This is a genomic window from Nocardioides sp. Root151, from assembly GCF_001427925.1.
Lineage (GTDB): Bacteria > Actinomycetota > Actinomycetes > Propionibacteriales > Nocardioidaceae > Nocardioides.
Window position 1 is genome coordinate 102,978 of the sequence record NZ_LMGG01000008.1, and the last position, 16,349, is coordinate 119,326.

Consider the following 16,349-nt stretch of genomic DNA (forward strand, 5'->3'; position numbering starts at 1 on the left):
CCGCCAGCAGGGCGGCCAGCAGGACAATCAGTCCGACCGTGACGAGCAGGGCAGTGGCCGCAACCGTCGTCGTCGGGGCCGCGACCGTTCCGAGCGCGGCGAGCGTCCGGAGCGCAGCACCCGTGGCGGCCGCAACGAGCCCGACACCACGATCCTCGAGGACGACGTACTCGTGCCGGCGGCCGGCATCCTCGACGTCCTCGACAACTACGCATTCGTGCGCACCAGCGGCTACCTGCCGGGCGCCGAGGACGTCTACGTCTCCCTGTCGATGGTCCGCAAGTTCGGACTGCGCCGCGGTGACGCGATCGTCGGCCAGGTGCGCCAGCCCCGCGAGGGCGAGCGCAAGGAGAAGTTCAACCCGATGGTCCGCATCGACGCGGTCAACGGTGCCGACCCGGAGTCGGCACGCAGCCGGGTCGACTTCTCCACGCTGACCCCGCTCTACCCGACCGAGCGGCTTCGCCTCGAGACCGAGCCGACCAACCTGATCGGCCGGGTCATCGACATCGCGGCCCCGATCGGCAAGGGCCAGCGCGGCCTCATCGTCTCGCCCGCCAAGGCCGGCAAGACGATGATCATGAAGTCGATCGCGAACTCGATCACGACGAACAATCCCGAGTGTCACCTGATGGTGGTGCTGGTCGACGAGCGTCCTGAGGAGGTCACCGACTTCGAGCGCTCGGTCAAGGGCGAGGTCATCTCCTCGACCTTCGACCGGCCGGCCAGCGACCACACCACGGTCGCCGAGCTGGCGATCGAGCGGGCCAAGCGGCTCGTCGAGCTCGGCCACGACGTCGTCGTACTCCTCGACGGCATCACCCGGTTGGGTCGGGCCTACAACCTGGCCGCCCCGCCGAGCGGCCGGATCCTCTCCGGCGGCGTCGACTCGGCTGCGCTCTACCCGCCGAAGAAGTTCTTCGGTGCCGCCCGCAACATCGAGGACGGCGGGTCGCTGACCATCCTGGCCACGGCGCTCATCGAGAGCGGCTCCAAGATGGACGAGGTGATCTTCGAGGAGTTCAAGGGCACCGGCAACATGGAGCTGCGCCTGCGTCGCGATCTCGCGGACAAGCGGATCTTCCCGGCCATCGACGCAGTCCAGTCCGGCACTCGCCGGGAAGAGATGCTGATGAGCGAGGAAGAGCTCGCCATCGTGTGGAAGTTGCGTCGGGTTCTCTCCGGGCTCGACGGCCAGCAGGCCCTCGAGCTGCTCCTGGAACGCCTGCGGAAGTCGCAGACCAACATCGAGTTCCTGATGCAGGTGCAGAAGACGACACCTGCCCCGGGGACCGCTGACTGAGCAGTTTCCCGGGCCCGAAGCCCTAGGGTTGCCACATGGCGAGGATCGTTGTGGCAGATGACGACGAGGACATTCGTGAACTCGTCGTCTTCAAGCTCCGGCAAGCGGGGCACGAGGTGTCCGCCGTCAGTGACGGTGCGGCCGCCGTGGAGGCGTGCCGCGCCGACAAGCCTGCCCTGGCCCTGCTCGACATCATGATGCCGGGTATGAGCGGTCTGGACGCCGCTCGGGCACTGCGCGCGGAGCCCGCCACGGCCAGGCTGCCGATCATCCTCCTGACTGCGCGGGCCCAGGAGTCCGACATCGAACAGGGCTTCGCGGTCGGGGTCGACGACTACATCACGAAGCCGTTCTCACCGCGGGAGCTCGCCTCACGGGTCGCCGCAGTCCTGGCCCGGAGCGGTGCGTGACCCTCCTCATCGGCCTGGTGGTCGCGCTCCTCGTCGCCGCAGTCCTGCTGGTCGTCCTGCTTCTCGCGCTCCGCGTGACCTCGGGGCTGCGCACGGTCCGGCACACCCGGGAGCACGAGGCCACGCGTGGGCTGGTGTTCGAGCTGGTGCTCGGTGACCCGGAGGACTCAGCCCGGGCTCGGCGTGAGCTCGCCGCCCTCCAAGGAGGCGAGTGGGACCGTGCCGAGCACCAGGTGTTCAGCCTGCTGCCCAAGGTCTCCGGCGACACGCGGGAGCGACTCGTCGAGCTGGTCCGCCAGAGGAATGCCGCGGACAGGGCCCGTCGCCTCCTGCGGCGGAGGTCCTCCGTGGCGCGCTGCCGCGGGGCCCACCGTCTCGGTGCCCTGCGCGACCCGGTCGACGTAGCCGCCCTCACCGGTTGCCTGCACGACCGTCACTTCCTGGTCCGCCGGGTGGCACTGCGGGCACTGGGCAGCATCGGCGACCCCGCCGCCGTACCCGCCATCCTCGCGACCTCCGACGATCCCGCACTGACCCGCGACGTCGTCTCCGCACTCCAACGCATCGGCATCGACGCCGCACCCGACCTGCGCGGCTGCGTCGAGGAGGGCCTGCGCAGTGCACCCGGCCGGGCAACCGAGCTCGCGGTCATCGCGCTCGGGCTGATCGGTGATGCTGCCGCCGTTCCCGTCCTCACCCGGGCACTCGACTGCGTGGACGAGGGCGTGCAGGCCGAGGCCGCCATCGCGCTCGGGCTGATCGGTGCGCCCCGGGCGATCGGCTCACTGATCGCGCGGCTCGACACCGACAGCGACCGGGTGCGCAGGGCGGCTGCCCGTGCGCTCGGTGAGATCGGTGATCCCAAGGCCGCCGACGGACTCGGCTCCGCGCTCTCCTCGTCGCCCCGGCTGACCGCGCGAGCATTGGCCGGCGCCCTGCTGCGACTGGGCGAGGCCGGCCGCCGGGTGCTGCAGGAGCACGCGTCGCCGTACGCCCGCGAGGCCCTCGCGGTCGACGCACTGCGGAAGGCCGCCCGATGACCTGGGTCGACGGCTTCACCACGATCATCGAGGCCGTGGGCTGGTTCTTCATCGCCTACTCGCTCCTGATCAACACCAGCTTCCTGGTGCTCACCTTCCTCGCGGTGACCGACTTCGTCGGCTACCGGCGACGCATCGAGTTTGCGGCGTACGACGAGACGTTCGGCGAGCCGCTGGCGCGTGGCGTGTCCGTGCTGATGCCGGCGTACAACGAGGAGGCCACGATCGTCGAGTCGGTGCGCGCCATGCAGGCGATGCGCTACCCGGACTTCGAGATCGTCGTCGTCGACGACGGTTCGAAGGACGACACGGTGGCACGCCTCGTCGAGGCCTTCGACCTCATCGAGATGCCCCTGGTCGTCGGCGACGTGGTGGCGAGTGGGAGCGAGGTGCTGGGCACCTATCTCTCCAGGCAGGGCAGCAACAACCTGGTCCTCGTCACGAAGACCAACGGGGGCAAGGCCGACGCGCTCAACGTGGGCATCAACATGGCCCGCAAGGAACTGGTCTGCATGGTTGACGCGGACTCCCTGCTCGACCCCGACTCCCTGCTCCACGTCTCGCGCCCGTTCGCCGACAATCCCGAGCAGGTCGTGGCAGCCGGGGGAGTGATCCGCATCGCCAACGGCTCGACGGTCAGCAAGGGACGGGTCACCGACGTCCGCATGCCGCGCACGTGGTTGTCGCGCGTGCAGGTGGTCGAGTACCTCCGCGCGTTCATGATCGGCCGTGCCGGTTGGTCGGCCACCGGAGGCCTGCTGATCATCTCGGGTGCGTTCGGCATCTTCCGCAGAGACGTGCTGCAGGCGGTCGGCGGGCTCGCCGTCGACTGCATCGGCGAGGACGCCGAGCTCGTGGTCCGGATCTACCGCTGGATGGGCGACGAGGGCATCGACGGCAAGGTGGTCTTCGTCTCCGAACCGGTCGCGTGGACCGAGGCGCCGGAGGAGCGTGCGGTGCTGGCCAGGCAGAGGCGTCGCTGGCACCGCGGCCTCGCCGAGATCCTGGGCCGGCACCGGGGCATGCTGCTGCGCCCGAAGTACGGCGTGATCGGGATGGTCACCATGCCGTGGTTCGTGCTCTTCGAGCTGCTCGCCCCGTTCCTCGAGCTCTTCGGGGTGGCCTACTTCATGGTGGTGATGGCACTTCTCGGCCTCGAGCACGCCGGCTGGCTGGGTGGGCACGACCTGGTCGACCTGTGGTTGGTGGTGCTCTTGCTCGCCGCGTCGATCCTCTACGCCTTCCTGTTGACGTTGACCGCGCTCCTGGCCGAGGAGATGTCCTACCGCCGGTATCGCGGAGCCGGCGACCTGATGCGTGCGGTCCGGGGTGCGGTGGAGGAGAACTTCGGCTATCGCCAGCTCACCGCGTTGTGGAGAGCCGGAGGTGCCGTGGAGGCGATGCGGAAGTCCACCCCCGTGTGGGGCGAGATGAAGCGCCGCGGTTTCGGGGGTGACGCATGATCGAGCGCGACACCGTGGGGCGCCTGATCGCGCGGTTGGTCACCCCGATCCTTCTGCTGATGCTGGTGTTGGGCATCCTCGGAGTGATCGGTGTCTACCGGACCAACCTGTCGGTGAACCGGGTGGCCGACGAGGTCGCCCCCGGCGAGAAGGCCAACCGCGACTTCATGCAGCTGATGACCGATGCCGAGACCGGCGTCCGTGGCTGGGTGATCGACGGGCAGGAGTCGGCGCTGGCGCCCTACCGTGCGGCCCTCCGAGCGCTCCCCGACACCGCCACGGAGCTGCGGAAGCACGACCACATCCGCCCCGACTTGAAGGGGCTGGTCGCGCGTCAGGAGGAGCTGGCGGAGCAGTGGCAGGTCGTCTACGCGCGGCCTCGGCTGGCCGACGCCCCGGGAGCGACCGGCTACGACCCGGGCCGGTTCGCCGAGGGGAAGGCCGTCTTCGACGACCTGCGGGCAGTGAACGTGCAGATCGATGACTCCCTCGAGGCCGAGGGCGACGAGGCCCGACACCGGGCCCGGCTGGCGTATCGCCGCGCGATCATCGCGATGGTCACCCTGACTCTCCTGGCCGCGCTGCTGGGCTGGTTCCTGGGCCGTCGGTTGTGTCGTCGGGTGGGGGACCCCCTGTCGGAGCTCGAACGCACGGTCAGCGCCCTCGCGGCGGGAGACACCTCGGCACGGGCGCCGGTCAGCGGCCCGCGCGAGATCACGGCGGTGGCCAGGGCGTTCAACGTCCTGGCAGCGGAGAGTGAGCGCGGCCAACAGGTCGAGGCCCAGACCAGGTCCCGGCTCCTCGACCTCGACCAGGCCAAGACCGACTTCGTCTCCAACGTCTCCCATGAGCTGCGCACACCACTGACCAGCATCCGCGGCTACCTCGAGCTGTTGCGTGACGAGATGGACGATCCGGACCCGGGGACCGTCCAGATGTGGGACGTCGTGGAGCGCAACGTCGGTCGTCTCAGTGTGCTCGTGGAAGATCTGCTGAGCCTGTCGAACGCCGAGGCCCGGCACACCACTCTCACCGAGGTCGACCTTGCCGCGGTCGTCGAGGACGTGGTGATGGACCTGCGCATCGCGGCCACCAACCGGGGGATCCGGTTCGTCGTCGACGTGCCCGACGTCCTGATCCGCGTCCTGGCGGACAAGACCCAGCTGTCGCGGGCCATCCTCAACGTGGTCTCGAACGCGGTGAAGTTCTCCCTGGACGACGGCAACGTCGAGGTGCGACTGCGCACGGACGGCGAGGAGGCGACCCTGACCGTGCGCGATGACGGCATCGGCATCCCGTCCCAGGACCTCGACCGCCTGGGCTCCCGCTTCTTCCGTGGGTCGAATGCCGTGAGCCGCCAGATCGGCGGCACTGGGCTCGGAGTCCGCATGGTGCAGGTGATCCTGGCCAGGCACGGCGGACGGGTGTCGTTCGAATCCGTGGAGAACGAGTTCACCCTCGTCACCATCCACCTGCCGGTGCGCAGCCACGGTAGGGGAGCCAACCGGGAAGAAAACGACGCCGTCCAGGGTTGATCCCTGTCGTGACCTCAACGATTCCGACGACCGCGCCCAGGACCTCGTCGGAACCGACCGGCAGCCACGCGCAGGTGGTGCTGGTGCTCGGTGCGTTGATCGCCCTCGGACCGCTGAGCATCGACATGTACCTCCCGGCGCTCCCGGGACTGAGAGACGACCTGTCGGCCGGGGAGTCGCAGGCCCAGCTGACGCTGACCGGGATGCTGCTCGGACTTGCCTTCGGGCAGCTCGTCATCGGGCCCCTGTCCGACGCCCTCGGGCGCAAGCGGCCATTGGTCACTGGCCTTGCGGTCCATGCCGCGGCGTCCGTCCTGTGCGCGTTGGCGCCCTCGGTCGAGATGCTCGCGGGTGCCCGCCTCGTGCAGGGCTTCGCCGGTGCCGCGGTCTCCGTGACTGCGATGGCCGTCGTCCGTGACCAGTTCGAGGGCATCGCGGTGGCGCGGATCATGTCCCGGCTCATGCTGGTGATGGGGGCCGCACCCATGCTGGCCCCCACGTTGGGCAGCGTGGTGCTCGGCTGGACGTCCTGGCGTGGCATCTTCGTCGTGCTCGCGGTGGCGGCCGCGCTGATGGTCATCCTCGCCACGGTGGCGCTTCGCGAGACGCTGCCGCCCGAGCGGCGACGCCCGGCGCGGATCCGTTCGAGCCTGGGGACCTATCGCTCCCTGTTGGCCGACCGGGCGTTCCTCGCGCTTGCCTTGATCGGTGGACTGATGATGGCCGCGATGTTCAGCTACATCTCGGGGGCCTCGTTCGTTCTCCAGGAGGGCTTCGATCTGAGTGCAGCAGAGTTCTCCGTGGTCTTCGGTGCGAACGCCCTGGCCTTGATCGTGATGTCCCAGGTGAACCCGGCGCTGTTGCGCCGGTTCCGGATCCTCGACGTGATGACGACCTCGATCGTCGTCGCGTTGGTGGCCGCCATCGCCCTGGTGCTGACCGGCCTGACCGGGATCGGCGGCCTCGTCGGCGCCCTGCTTCCCCTGGCGGTGCTGCTGGGTTGCGCCGGGCTGATCATGCCGAACGTCCCGGCGTTGGCCCTGAGCCGCCACGGTGAAGCAGCGGGTTCGGCTGCGGCCGTGCTCGGCTTCCTGCAGTTCGGTGTCGGGGGAGTCGTGGCACCCGTGGTCGGGCTGTTCGACAGCACGACCACCGTGCCGATGGGGGCCGTGATGGTCTGCGCCGTGGTCCTCGCGCTCATCTTGCTCGTGGTCGTCGTACGCCGTGATCCGCAGGTGCGCGCGTTCGCCTGAGCGTCTGCCGGACGCGGGAATAGCCCGATTGGTGCGATGGTTGCAGACGGTGGCACAATTGTGCGCTGGTTCCGGTTCACGCTCCCACATCCGGTGGTGGCGACCCGGCGACCCTGTTAGCGAGGACACCATGCAGAAGGAAATCCACCCCGAGTACGTCGACACCCAGGTGACCTGCACCTGTGGCAACTCGTTCACGACTCGCAGCACCGTCACGAGCGGCTCCATCCACTCCGACGTGTGCTCGGCGTGCCACCCGTTCTACACCGGCAAGCAGAAGATCCTCGACACCGGCGGCCGCGTCGCCCGCTTCGAGGCCCGCTACGCCAAGAAGGCCGCGAAGCCTGCCGAGAAGACCGAAGCCAACTAGCTTCTCCGAGTCGCCGGTCCCCGCACGTGTGCGGGTGGCCGGCGTCTTGCATTTGTCCGTGTTCGTGTCACACGCCTGTTGCCGTTGAGGAGTACGCCGTGTTCGAGGCTGTCGAGGGATTGCTCGCCGAGCACCGCGAGATCGAGGCCAGGCTCGCCGAGCCCGGGACCCACGCCGACCAGCGGCTGGCCAAGACCCTCAACCAGCGCTACGCCGAGCTGTCCGCGATCGCCCGCACCTACGACGAATGGCTCGGGCTCGGAGACGACATCGAGGCGGCCCGTGAGCTGGCGGGGGAGGACCCGGCGTTCGCCGACGAGGCGGTCGAGCTCGCCGAGCGTCGTACCCGCGCCGAGGAGCACCTGCGGCACCTGCTGGTGCCCCGTGACCCGAGCGACGCCAAGGATGCGCTGCTCGAGGTGAAGTCGGGGGAGGGCGGCGAGGAGTCGGCCCTCTTCGCCGCAGACCTGCTGCGCATGTACACCCGCTATGCCGAGCAGCGTGGCTGGAAGACCGAGGTGCTCGACGCGACGCCGTCCGACCTCGGCGGCTACAAGAGCGTCACCGTTGCCGTGAAGGCCAAGGGAATTCCCGAGCCCGGTGAGGCGCCGTTCGCCCTGCTCAAGTTCGAGGGCGGAGTCCACCGCGTCCAGCGGGTGCCGGTCACCGAGTCCCAGGGCCGCGTGCACACCTCCGCCGCAGGCGTCCTGGTGATGCCCGAGGCCGAGCAGGTCGACGTGACGGTCGACGACAACGACCTGCGCATCGACGTCTTCCGCTCCAGTGGTCCGGGTGGCCAGAGCGTCAACACCACCGACTCCGCCGTGCGCATCACGCACCTCCCCACCGGCATCGTGGTCAGCTGCCAGAACGAGAAGTCGCAGCTGCAGAACAAGGAGTCCGCGATGCGCATCCTCCGCGCGCGACTGCTTGCCGCCGCCGAGGATGAGGCCAACGCCGAGGCGAGCGCCGCGCGCAAGAGCCAGATCCGCACGGTCGACCGCTCCGAGCGGATTCGCACCTACAACTTCCCGGAGAACCGCCTCTCCGACCACCGCACCGGCTACAAGGCCTACAACCTCGACACCGTGCTGGACGGCGATCTCGGGCCGGTGATCGACAGCTGTGTCCAGGCCGACCTGGCCACCCGGCTGGATGCACTCGAGTCGTGAGCGCCGTGCGTGACGTGCTCCGCGGAGCCACCGCCACTCTGACGGCAGCCGGAGTGGCTAGTCCCGACTTCGACGCCGCCGAGCTGTTGGCCTTCGTGCTCGGCACCACGCGGACGATGCTGGTGGTCAACCCGCCGGAGCTGGACGACGAACGCCGTGCGGCGTACGACCTCCTGGTCCGGCGTCGTGCCGACCGCGAGCCGCTGCAGCACCTGACCGGCGTGGCCGCGTTCCGTCACGTCGAGCTCGCCGTCGGCCCGGGGGTCTTCGTGCCGCGGCCTGAGACCGAGCTGCTGGCGGGCTGGGCGATCGAGCAGGCACAGCGGGTCACCGGCCGCCCAGCGGTCGTGGTCGACCTGTGCACCGGCTCCGGTGCGATCGCCCGCGCCGTGGCCGACGAGGTCCCGGAGGCCCGGGTGCATGCCGTCGAGCTCGACGAGTCCGCGCACCGCTGGGCCGAACGCAACCTCGCCGGCACCGGCGTCGAGCTGCGCCAAGGCGACATGGCCACGGCGTACGACGACCTCGCCGGCACGGTCGACGTCGTGGTCTGCAACCCGCCCTACATTCCCCTCGAGGCGTGGGAGTCCGTGGCCCCGGAGGCGCGCGACCACGATCCGCACCTGGCCCTCTTCTCCGGCGACGACGGACTGGTCGCCATGCGGGTGCTCGAGGAACGGGCCGGCCTGCTGCTGTGCGACGGGGGAGTCGTGGGTGCGGAGCACGCGGACGTGCAGGCCGATTCCGCGCCGGCGGTCTTCGCCGCCACCGGTCGCTGGGCCGAGGTACGCGATCACCTCGATCTGGCAGGTCGCGCGCGCTACGTGACGGCCCGGCTGGCACGATAGCCCCGTGAAGTACCCGACCACCGACGACGCGGAGCTCGAGGCCGCGGTCACCGCAGCCACCCTGGCCGTACGACGAGGCGAGCTGGTCGTGTTTCCCACCGACACCGTCTACGGAGTGGCTGCCGACGCATTCGACGCGGACTCCGTGACGGCCCTGCTGGCGGCCAAGGGACGCGGACGCGAGATGCCTCCACCGGTCCTGGTCAGCGCCGCGACCACCCTCGACGCACTGACCACCGGCGTGGCCCCCTGGGCGCGGGCGCTGGTCGACGCCTTCTGGCCCGGACCGCTGACCCTGGTCTGCACGGAGCAGGGCTCGCTCAAGTGGGACCTCGGTGACACCCGCGGCACGGTCGCGGTGCGGATGCCCGACGAGCCGATCGCCCTGGCCATCCTCGAACGCACCGGCCCGCTCGCCGTCAGCTCGGCGAACCTGACCGGCCGACCGGCGGCCCTCGACGCCGACCAGGCCGAGGAGATGCTCGGTGAGTCGGTGGACGTCATCGTCGACGGCGGACCCTCCCGGGGAGGCGTCCCCTCGACGATCATCGACGTCACCGGGGAGCAGCCGCGGCTGCTGCGAGCCGGGGGCATCGGGGTCGACGCGATCAACGAGGTGCTGGAGCCGCTCGACGTGGCCCTCACGGAAACCGACTGATGCGCGAGTACCTCCTCGTCTTCCTGGTCGCCGCATCGGTGACCTACCTGCTCACCGTCATCGCCCGCGAGATCGCGCTGCGCACCGGCGCGGTCGCCAAGGTCCGCGACCGCGACATGCACGCCGTGCCGATTCCCTACTTCGGCGGCCTGGCCCTCCTCGGCGGCCTGACCGCGGCCTACTTCGTGGCCCGGCAGCTGCCCTTCCTCTCGCTCAGCGCCCCCAACGTGTTCCGCGACGCCGGCGTCGTGCTGATCGCCGGAGCGTTGATCTGCATGGTCGGCGTCCTCGACGACCTGATCGAGCTCGACGCGCTGACCAAGCTCGGCGGCCAGGTGCTCGCCGCGGGCTTCCTGATCGCGTTCGGCGTGCAGTACCTCTTCTTCCCGGCGCCCGGTGGGGGACAGTTCTCCATCGACCAGTCCCAGAGCGCGCTCCTGACCGTGCTCACGGTGGTGGCGACGGTCAACGCGGTGAACTTCATCGACGGCCTCGACGGACTGGCCTCCGGCGTGGTCGGCCTGGGCGCCTGCGCGCTGTTCGTCTTCTGCTACCAGATCGCCAACCTCAACGACCAGTCGCTGGCGGTGACCGGAGCCCTGCTGAGTGCCTCACTGGGCGGCGCCTGCGCCGGCTTCCTGCCGCACAACTTCTACCCGGCCCGTCTGTTCATGGGCGACAGCGGCTCGATGCTGCTCGGGCTGTTCCTCTCGGCCTCGGCGCTGACGCTCTCGGGCCAGTTCTCGGCCACCGACGTCACCCGGGGCGGTGGGGGATCGCAGGCCAGCCTGCTGCCGACCTTCCTGCCGATCATCGTGCCCCTGTCGATCCTGATCGTGCCGTTCGTCGACCTTCTGCTGGCCGTCATCCGCCGTACCCGTCGGGGCCAGATGTTCTACCACCCCGACAAGCAGCACCTGCACCACCGGATGCTCGAGATCGGGCACTCCCACCGTCGCGCCGTGCTGATCATCTGGCTGTGGGCGGGGCTGATCGGCTTCGGCACGGTGCTGGCCAGCCTCTACGCGAGCCCGCTGACGTGGGTCGCGCTGCTGCTCTGGTTCGTGGCCACGGTGGCGCTGACGTTCGTCCTGCCGCGGGTCAACAGGCTGGATCCGGTCGATGCCTGACGCGCTTCTCGGTGGTCGAGTAGCGAGCGCCAGCGAGCATCCCGTGTCTTTCGGTGGTCGAGTAGCGAGCGCCAGCGAGCATATCGAGACCCGATTGGCACCCCGCACGGACTTTGTGCTACTTTTCACAAGCGTTCGAAAGACCGCCCGAATCCCCGAAGAGAAACGGCCGCCATCATGACGACCGAGTCGAAGCGCAACCTCACCCGCAGCGGTGAGTCAGTGCTCCTCGGTGCGGCCGTCGGAGCGCTCCTCCTCGGCGCCCTCGCCAGTGTGACCGGTGCGTTGGTCGCCGACTCCGCGGCGGCGTACGGCGCACTGGCCGGCACGTTGATCGTGGTGCTCGTGTTCGCCGGGGGATCGTTCCTGGTCAACCTCGTGGCCGGCATCAGCCCTGCGGCGTCCCTGCTGATCGCGCTGCTGACCTACACCCTCCAGGTGGTCCTGATCGGGGTCATCTTCTACGCACTTGCCGACTCCGGGCTCGTCGACGACGTGCTCGACGGCCGCTGGCTCGCCGGTGCCGTCATCGTCGGCACGGTGGGCTGGATGGTGTCCCAGATCGTTCTCACCACGCGTCTGCGCCTGCCGGCGTACGACCTGACGGACGCGGGTGCGCGATGAGTCGCCGCGACTGCTATTGTCCGGTTCGCGATGGCTCAGCAGAAACCTCCGACCGCGCACTCCGACAAGCGTTCCTCCAACGAACCACAGGGCGACCCGTGGCATGCGTTCGGATACATCGTTGCCGGCGTGTTCCTGTATGGAGCGCTCGGCTGGGGACTGGATCGCTGGCTGGGCACCACCTACATCGTGGCGATCGGGATCCTGCTCGGTGCAGGCTTCGGGATCTACATGACCTGGGCCAGATTCAGACAACCATTCACAGACCACAAGTAGCGCAGCTGCCGACACAGGAGACACCGTGAGTTCAATCGCGACGTCCGTGACACGCGCCGACGGCTTCACGCCGCCCGGCCCGGGGGACTTCAACCTCCCACCCATCGGTCCGGACAAGACCTTCGAGTTCCTCGGCGAGCACATGTACCTCGGCGTGACCAAGCCGATGATTCAGCTGGTCCTCGTGGCCGGCCTGGTGTTCGTCTTCTTCTGGGCCGCTTCGCGCAAGCGGGCCATGGTTCCCGGCAAGCTGCAGTACGTCGGCGAGCAGGGGTACGGCTTCGTCCGCAACTCGATGGGCCGCGACATCATCGGGTCCAAGGACTTCCTGCCGTACGTCCCGTACCTCTTCGCGCTGTTCTTCTTCCTGCTGATCAACAACCTCCTCGCGAGCGTCCCGTTCTTCCAGTTCCCGACCTTCTCGCGTGCGGGGCTGGTCTACACGCTCGCTCTGATGAGCTGGTTCGTCTACATCGGCGCCGGGGTGAAGAAGCACGGCTTCGTCGGTTGGCTGAAGCTGACCTGTGTCCCGTCCGGCGTGAGCCCGGCGATGTACCCGTTGCTCGTCCCGCTCGAGTTCATGTCGAACATCCTCGTGCGGCCGGTCACGCTGGCCCTGCGTCTGTTCTGCAACATGTTCGCCGGCCACATGCTGCTCATCCTGTTCGCCCTCGGCGGCCAGTACCTCATCACCGAGATGTCCATCCAGTACGCCCCGGTGGGGATCCTGGCCTGGCTGCTCTTCATCGTGATCTCGTTCCTCGAGCTCCTGATCCAGTTCCTGCAGGCCTACGTGTTCGTCCTGCTGAACGCCATGTACATCCAGGGCTCACTCGCAGACGAGCACTGACCACCACGCTCCCGCACCACCCCAGCTCCTGCCCCGCCCCCCAAAGTTTCCAACCAGGAAATAACCGAAAGGAACAAGCCGTGCTTGCAATGGCTATCGAAGGCTCCGCCAACATGATCGGCTACGGCCTCGCCGCTATCGGCCCCGGTATCGGTATCGGTCTGATCTTCGCCGCTTACATCAACGGTGTCGCCCGTCAGCCGGAGGCCCAGAGCCGCCTGCAGACCATCGCCATCCTGGGCTTCGCGCTCGCCGAAGCGCTCGCGATCATCGGTATCGCCCTCGCGTTCGTCCTTTAGTCGACGCGTCGGCCATCACGCCTGATCTAGGACCCGGAAGAAGGACCTGCTCATGCAGACTCTGACCATCCTCGCAGCAGAGGAAGGACACGAGCTCAACCCGCTCGTGCCCCACCCGATCGAGATGGTGCTCTCGCTCGTCGTCTTCGGCCTCCTCTTCTTCGCCGTGAAGAAGTGGGTCGTGCCGAACTTCGAGGCGACGTTCTCCGAGCGCACCTCGGCGATCGAAGGTGGCCTCGCGGCCGCCGAGACCAAGCAGGCCGAGGCGGACGCCAAGCTCGCCGAGCTCGACCGCCAGCTCTCGGAGGCACGCCACGAAGCGGCGCGCATCCGTGAGGAGGCCCGTGAGCAGGGCGCCACGATCGTGGCGGAGATGCGGGAGCAGGCCCAGGCCGAGTCCACCCGCATCGTCGAGCACGGCAAGGCCCAGATCGAGGCCGAGCGCCAGCAGGCGGTCACCTCGCTCCGCGCCGAGGTCGGCTCCCTGGCGACCGGCCTGGCCGGTCGCATCGTCGGGGAGAGCCTCGATGACGAAGCTCGCCAGAGCCGCGTCGTCGACCGCTTCCTCGCCGAGCTCGAGGGAGCCAACTGATGTTGCTTCGGGGAGCCTCGGCCGACGCACTGGCCGCACTGTCGGGTGAGCTGGAGAGCACGCTCTCCGGTGGCGCCGACGCCGAGCGGGTCGGTGACGACCTGTTCGCGGTGGCGCTCGTGGTGCGGTCCGACGGTTCCCTCCGTCGCGTGTTCACCGACACGACGGTCCCGCCCGAGGCCAAGGCCGGCCTGGTCGAGGACCTGTTCGGTGGCAAGGCGGACGGCGGCACGTTGCAGCTCGTCAAGAGTGCAGTGGGTCGCCGTTGGACGGTCGGCCGGAACCTCGCCGACGCCCTGGAGCGACTCAGCGAGATCGCGACCGTGAAGTCGTCCGGCGACCAGGCCGGCCGCCTCGCGGACGAACTTTTCGTGGTCGGCCAGCTGGTCAAGGCGAACCCCCAGCTCCGTGACGCGTTGTCCGACCCGGCGCGCACCTCCGACGACAAGGTCGCCCTCGTGGGTGACCTGCTCGACGGCAAGGCGCTGCCGGCCACGGTGACGCTGACCAAGCAGGCACTGGCCGGCACCTACCGGACGGTCTCCGCGGCCCTCGCTGAGTACCAGCAGGTCGCCGCAGCCGTCCACAGCGAGAGCGTGGCGGAGGTCCGAGTGGCCCGCCCGCTCACCGACGCGGACCGCCAGCGCCTCACCGACGCACTTGCCCGGCAGTACGGCCGTGCAGTGCACCTCAACGAGGTCATCGACCCCGACGTCATCGGAGGTCTCCGTGTGGAGATCGGCGACGACGTCATCGATGGCACCGTTGCCAGCCGGCTCAGTGACGCCGGCCGCAAGTTGGCCGGCTGATTTTTCCGGCTGACCAACCATCAGTACCTGAACTGAACCGAGCAGACTCAAGATAAGGAAGTGTGATGACGGAGCTTTCGATCCGTCCGGACGAGATCCGGGACGCGCTGCAGCGCTTCGTGTCGGACTACAAGCCCGACACCGCGAGCCGTGAAGAGGTCGGCATCGTGGCCGAGGCCGGCGACGGCATCGCCCGCGTCCAGGGCCTGCCATCGGTGATGGCGAACGAGCTGCTCGAGTTCGAGGACGGCACCCGTGGCCTGGCCCTGAACCTCGACACCCGCGAGATCGGTGTCGTCATCCTGGGTGACTTCGACGGCATCGAGGAGGGTCAGCCGGTACGCCGTACCGGTGAGGTCCTCTCGGTCCCCGTCGGCGACGGTTACCTGGGCCGGGTCGTCGACCCGCTCGGCACCGCCATCGACGGTCTCGGCGAGATCGAGACCACCGGCCGTCGTGCCCTCGAGCTCCAGGCGCCCGGCGTCATGGAGCGCAAGTCGGTGCACGAGCCGCTCGCCACCGGCATCAAGGCGATCGACGCCCTGACCCCGGTCGGCCGCGGCCAGCGCCAGCTGATCATCGGTGACCGCGCGACCGGCAAGACCACGATCGCCATCGACACGATCATCAACCAGAAGGCCAACTGGGAGTCCGGTGACCCGGACAAGCAGGTGCGCTGCATCTACGTCGCCATCGGCCAGAAGGGTTCGACCATCGCCTCCGTGCGTGGCGCCCTGGAAGAGGCCGGCGCGCTGGAGTACACCACCATCGTGGCGTCCCCGGCCTCCGACTCCGCCGGCTTCAAGTACCTCGCCCCCTACACCGGCTCGGCCATCGGCCAGCAGTGGATGTACGACGGCAAGCACGTCCTGATCGTGTTCGACGACCTGACCAAGCAGGCCGAGGCCTACCGCGCCGTGTCGCTGCTGCTGCGTCGTCCGCCGGGCCGTGAGGCCTACCCGGGTGACGTGTTCTACCTGCACAGCCGCCTGCTCGAGCGTTGCGCCAAGCTCTCCGACGAGATGGGCAAGGGCTCGATGACGGGCCTCCCGATCATCGAGACCAAGGCCAACGACGTCTCGGCGTTCATCCCGACCAACGTCATCTCGATCACCGACGGCCAGATCTTCCTGCAGTCCGACCTGTTCGCGGCCAACCAGCGTCCGGCCATCGACGTCGGTGTGTCGGTCTCCCGCGTGGGTGGCTCGGCCATGACGAAGGCGATGAAGGCGGTCACCGGTTCGCTCAAGGTCGACCTGGCGCAGTTCCGTGCCATGGAGGCGTTCGCCATGTTCGCCTCCGACCTCGACGCGGCCTCGCGCCAGCAGCTCGACCGCGGCCAGCGCCTGATGGCCCTGCTCAAGCAGCCGCAGTACTCCCCGTACCCGGTCGAGGAGATGACCGTGTCGCTGTGGACCGGAACCTCCGGCCGCCTCGACAAGGTCCCGACCGAGGACGTCCTCCGGTTCGAGAACGAGTTCCTCGACTACCTGCGCCGTTCGCACGAGGGCATCCTCGCCGGCATCCGCGAGACGCAGAAGTTCGAGGACTCCACCGAGGACCAGCTGACTGCTGCGTACGACTCCTTCCTCGACCAGTTCGAGACCTCCGACGGCCAGTCCATCAAGGCCGGCAAGGAAGAGCACGTCGCTCTCGAGGACGAGGACGTCGAGCAGGAGCAGATCGTCAAGCAGAAGCGGGGCTGACGTGTTCATTG

At 68.7% G+C, this 16,349-nt stretch carries 17 protein-coding genes and 1 pseudogene; all 18 read left to right on the forward strand.

Annotation, left to right across the window (positions count from 1 at the left end; genetic code table 11):
- Nucleotides 1–1,303 (forward strand): annotated as a pseudogene (rho, locus tag ASD66_RS25475) (transcription termination factor Rho); the annotation flags it as partial.
- Nucleotides 1,304–1,338: 35 nt separating this feature from the next.
- Complete coding sequence (locus ASD66_RS23280; protein ID WP_056686397.1) at nucleotides 1,339–1,713, forward strand: response regulator transcription factor; 375 nt, start codon at nucleotides 1,339–1,341, stop codon at nucleotides 1,711–1,713.
- On the forward strand, nucleotides 1,710–2,753 hold the full coding sequence (locus ASD66_RS23285) for a HEAT repeat domain-containing protein (protein ID WP_056892420.1): 1,044 nt from the start codon (nucleotides 1,710–1,712) through the stop codon (nucleotides 2,751–2,753). Before ASD66_RS23280 ends, ASD66_RS23285 begins: the two co-directional genes overlap by 4 nt.
- Nucleotides 2,750–4,216, forward strand: a complete 1,467-nt coding sequence (locus tag ASD66_RS23290) for a glycosyltransferase family 2 protein (protein WP_056686403.1) — start codon at nucleotides 2,750–2,752, stop codon at nucleotides 4,214–4,216. The genes ASD66_RS23285 and ASD66_RS23290 overlap by 4 nt, the downstream gene beginning before the upstream one ends.
- The gene (locus tag ASD66_RS23295; RefSeq protein ID WP_056892421.1) at nucleotides 4,213–5,751 is read left to right on the forward strand and encodes an ATP-binding protein; all 1,539 of its coding nucleotides are present in this window, start codon (nucleotides 4,213–4,215) and stop codon (nucleotides 5,749–5,751) included. The genes ASD66_RS23290 and ASD66_RS23295 overlap by 4 nt, the downstream gene beginning before the upstream one ends.
- A gap of 8 nt (nucleotides 5,752–5,759) precedes the next feature.
- A complete protein-coding gene (locus ASD66_RS23300; RefSeq protein ID WP_082599700.1) occupies nucleotides 5,760–7,004 on the forward strand; it encodes a multidrug effflux MFS transporter in 1,245 nt (414 codons plus the stop codon).
- 130 nt (nucleotides 7,005–7,134) lie between these two features.
- Nucleotides 7,135–7,374: a 50S ribosomal protein L31 gene (gene rpmE, locus ASD66_RS23305; protein ID WP_056686409.1), complete on the forward strand. Its 240-nt coding sequence runs from the start codon at nucleotides 7,135–7,137 to the stop codon at nucleotides 7,372–7,374.
- Nucleotides 7,375–7,472: 98 nt separating this feature from the next.
- Nucleotides 7,473–8,546 carry a peptide chain release factor 1 gene (gene prfA / locus ASD66_RS23310; protein ID WP_056892422.1) on the forward strand — a complete coding sequence of 358 codons (1,074 nt, stop codon included), beginning with the start codon at nucleotides 7,473–7,475 and terminating at the stop codon, nucleotides 8,544–8,546.
- Complete coding sequence (gene prmC / locus ASD66_RS23315) at nucleotides 8,543–9,394, forward strand: peptide chain release factor N(5)-glutamine methyltransferase (protein WP_056892423.1); 852 nt, start codon at nucleotides 8,543–8,545, stop codon at nucleotides 9,392–9,394. The genes prfA and prmC overlap by 4 nt, the downstream gene beginning before the upstream one ends.
- A 4-nt stretch (nucleotides 9,395–9,398) precedes the next feature.
- A complete protein-coding gene (locus ASD66_RS23320; protein WP_056892424.1) occupies nucleotides 9,399–10,052 on the forward strand; it encodes an L-threonylcarbamoyladenylate synthase in 654 nt (217 codons plus the stop codon).
- Nucleotides 10,052–11,182, forward strand: coding sequence for a glycosyltransferase family 4 protein (locus tag ASD66_RS23325; RefSeq protein ID WP_056686420.1), 1,131 nt, complete (start codon nucleotides 10,052–10,054; stop codon nucleotides 11,180–11,182). The genes ASD66_RS23320 and ASD66_RS23325 overlap by 1 nt, the downstream gene beginning before the upstream one ends.
- 177 nt (nucleotides 11,183–11,359) lie before the next feature.
- Nucleotides 11,360–11,806, forward strand: a complete 447-nt coding sequence (locus tag ASD66_RS23330) for a hypothetical protein (protein ID WP_056686423.1) — start codon at nucleotides 11,360–11,362, stop codon at nucleotides 11,804–11,806.
- A gap of 30 nt (nucleotides 11,807–11,836) precedes the next feature.
- The gene (locus tag ASD66_RS25480) at nucleotides 11,837–12,082 is read left to right on the forward strand and encodes an AtpZ/AtpI family protein (protein WP_056686425.1); all 246 of its coding nucleotides are present in this window, start codon (nucleotides 11,837–11,839) and stop codon (nucleotides 12,080–12,082) included.
- Nucleotides 12,083–12,107: 25 nt separating this feature from the next.
- Nucleotides 12,108–12,932, forward strand: a complete 825-nt coding sequence (gene atpB / locus ASD66_RS23340; RefSeq protein WP_235530236.1) for a F0F1 ATP synthase subunit A — start codon at nucleotides 12,108–12,110, stop codon at nucleotides 12,930–12,932.
- A gap of 89 nt (nucleotides 12,933–13,021) precedes the next feature.
- Nucleotides 13,022–13,231 carry an ATP synthase F0 subunit C gene (atpE, locus tag ASD66_RS23345; protein ID WP_056686433.1) on the forward strand — a complete coding sequence of 70 codons (210 nt, stop codon included), beginning with the start codon at nucleotides 13,022–13,024 and terminating at the stop codon, nucleotides 13,229–13,231.
- Nucleotides 13,232–13,283: 52 nt separating this feature from the next.
- Complete coding sequence (locus ASD66_RS23350; RefSeq protein WP_056686436.1) at nucleotides 13,284–13,823, forward strand: F0F1 ATP synthase subunit B; 540 nt, start codon at nucleotides 13,284–13,286, stop codon at nucleotides 13,821–13,823.
- Nucleotides 13,823–14,632 carry a F0F1 ATP synthase subunit delta gene (locus tag ASD66_RS23355; protein ID WP_056686439.1) on the forward strand — a complete coding sequence of 270 codons (810 nt, stop codon included), beginning with the start codon at nucleotides 13,823–13,825 and terminating at the stop codon, nucleotides 14,630–14,632. The genes ASD66_RS23350 and ASD66_RS23355 overlap by 1 nt, the downstream gene beginning before the upstream one ends.
- Before the next feature lie 65 nt (nucleotides 14,633–14,697).
- Nucleotides 14,698–16,338 (forward strand): F0F1 ATP synthase subunit alpha, encoded by a 1,641-nt coding sequence (atpA, locus tag ASD66_RS23360; RefSeq protein WP_056686441.1) that lies wholly within the window; start codon nucleotides 14,698–14,700, stop codon nucleotides 16,336–16,338.
- The last annotated feature ends 11 nt before the right edge of the window (nucleotides 16,339–16,349 follow it).

Coding starts and splice junctions, on each gene's coding strand:
- atpE (WP_056686433.1), top strand. CDS start 13,022: ATGGCTATCGAAGGCTCCGCCAACATGATCGGCTACGGCCTCGCCGCT.
- ASD66_RS23290 (WP_056686403.1), top strand. CDS start 2,750: ATGACCTGGGTCGACGGCTTCACCACGATCATCGAGGCCGTGGGCTGG.
- rpmE (WP_056686409.1), top strand. CDS start 7,135: ATGCAGAAGGAAATCCACCCCGAGTACGTCGACACCCAGGTGACCTGC.
- ASD66_RS23330 (WP_056686423.1), top strand. CDS start 11,360: ATGACGACCGAGTCGAAGCGCAACCTCACCCGCAGCGGTGAGTCAGTG.
- ASD66_RS23295 (WP_056892421.1), top strand. CDS start 4,213: ATGATCGAGCGCGACACCGTGGGGCGCCTGATCGCGCGGTTGGTCACC.
- ASD66_RS23355 (WP_056686439.1), top strand. CDS start 13,823: ATGTTGCTTCGGGGAGCCTCGGCCGACGCACTGGCCGCACTGTCGGGT.
- ASD66_RS23350 (WP_056686436.1), top strand. CDS start 13,284: ATGCAGACTCTGACCATCCTCGCAGCAGAGGAAGGACACGAGCTCAAC.
- ASD66_RS23325 (WP_056686420.1), top strand. CDS start 10,052: ATGCGCGAGTACCTCCTCGTCTTCCTGGTCGCCGCATCGGTGACCTAC.
- atpA (WP_056686441.1), top strand. CDS start 14,698: ATGACGGAGCTTTCGATCCGTCCGGACGAGATCCGGGACGCGCTGCAG.
- ASD66_RS25480 (WP_056686425.1), top strand. CDS start 11,837: ATGGCTCAGCAGAAACCTCCGACCGCGCACTCCGACAAGCGTTCCTCC.
- ASD66_RS23280 (WP_056686397.1), top strand. CDS start 1,339: ATGGCGAGGATCGTTGTGGCAGATGACGACGAGGACATTCGTGAACTC.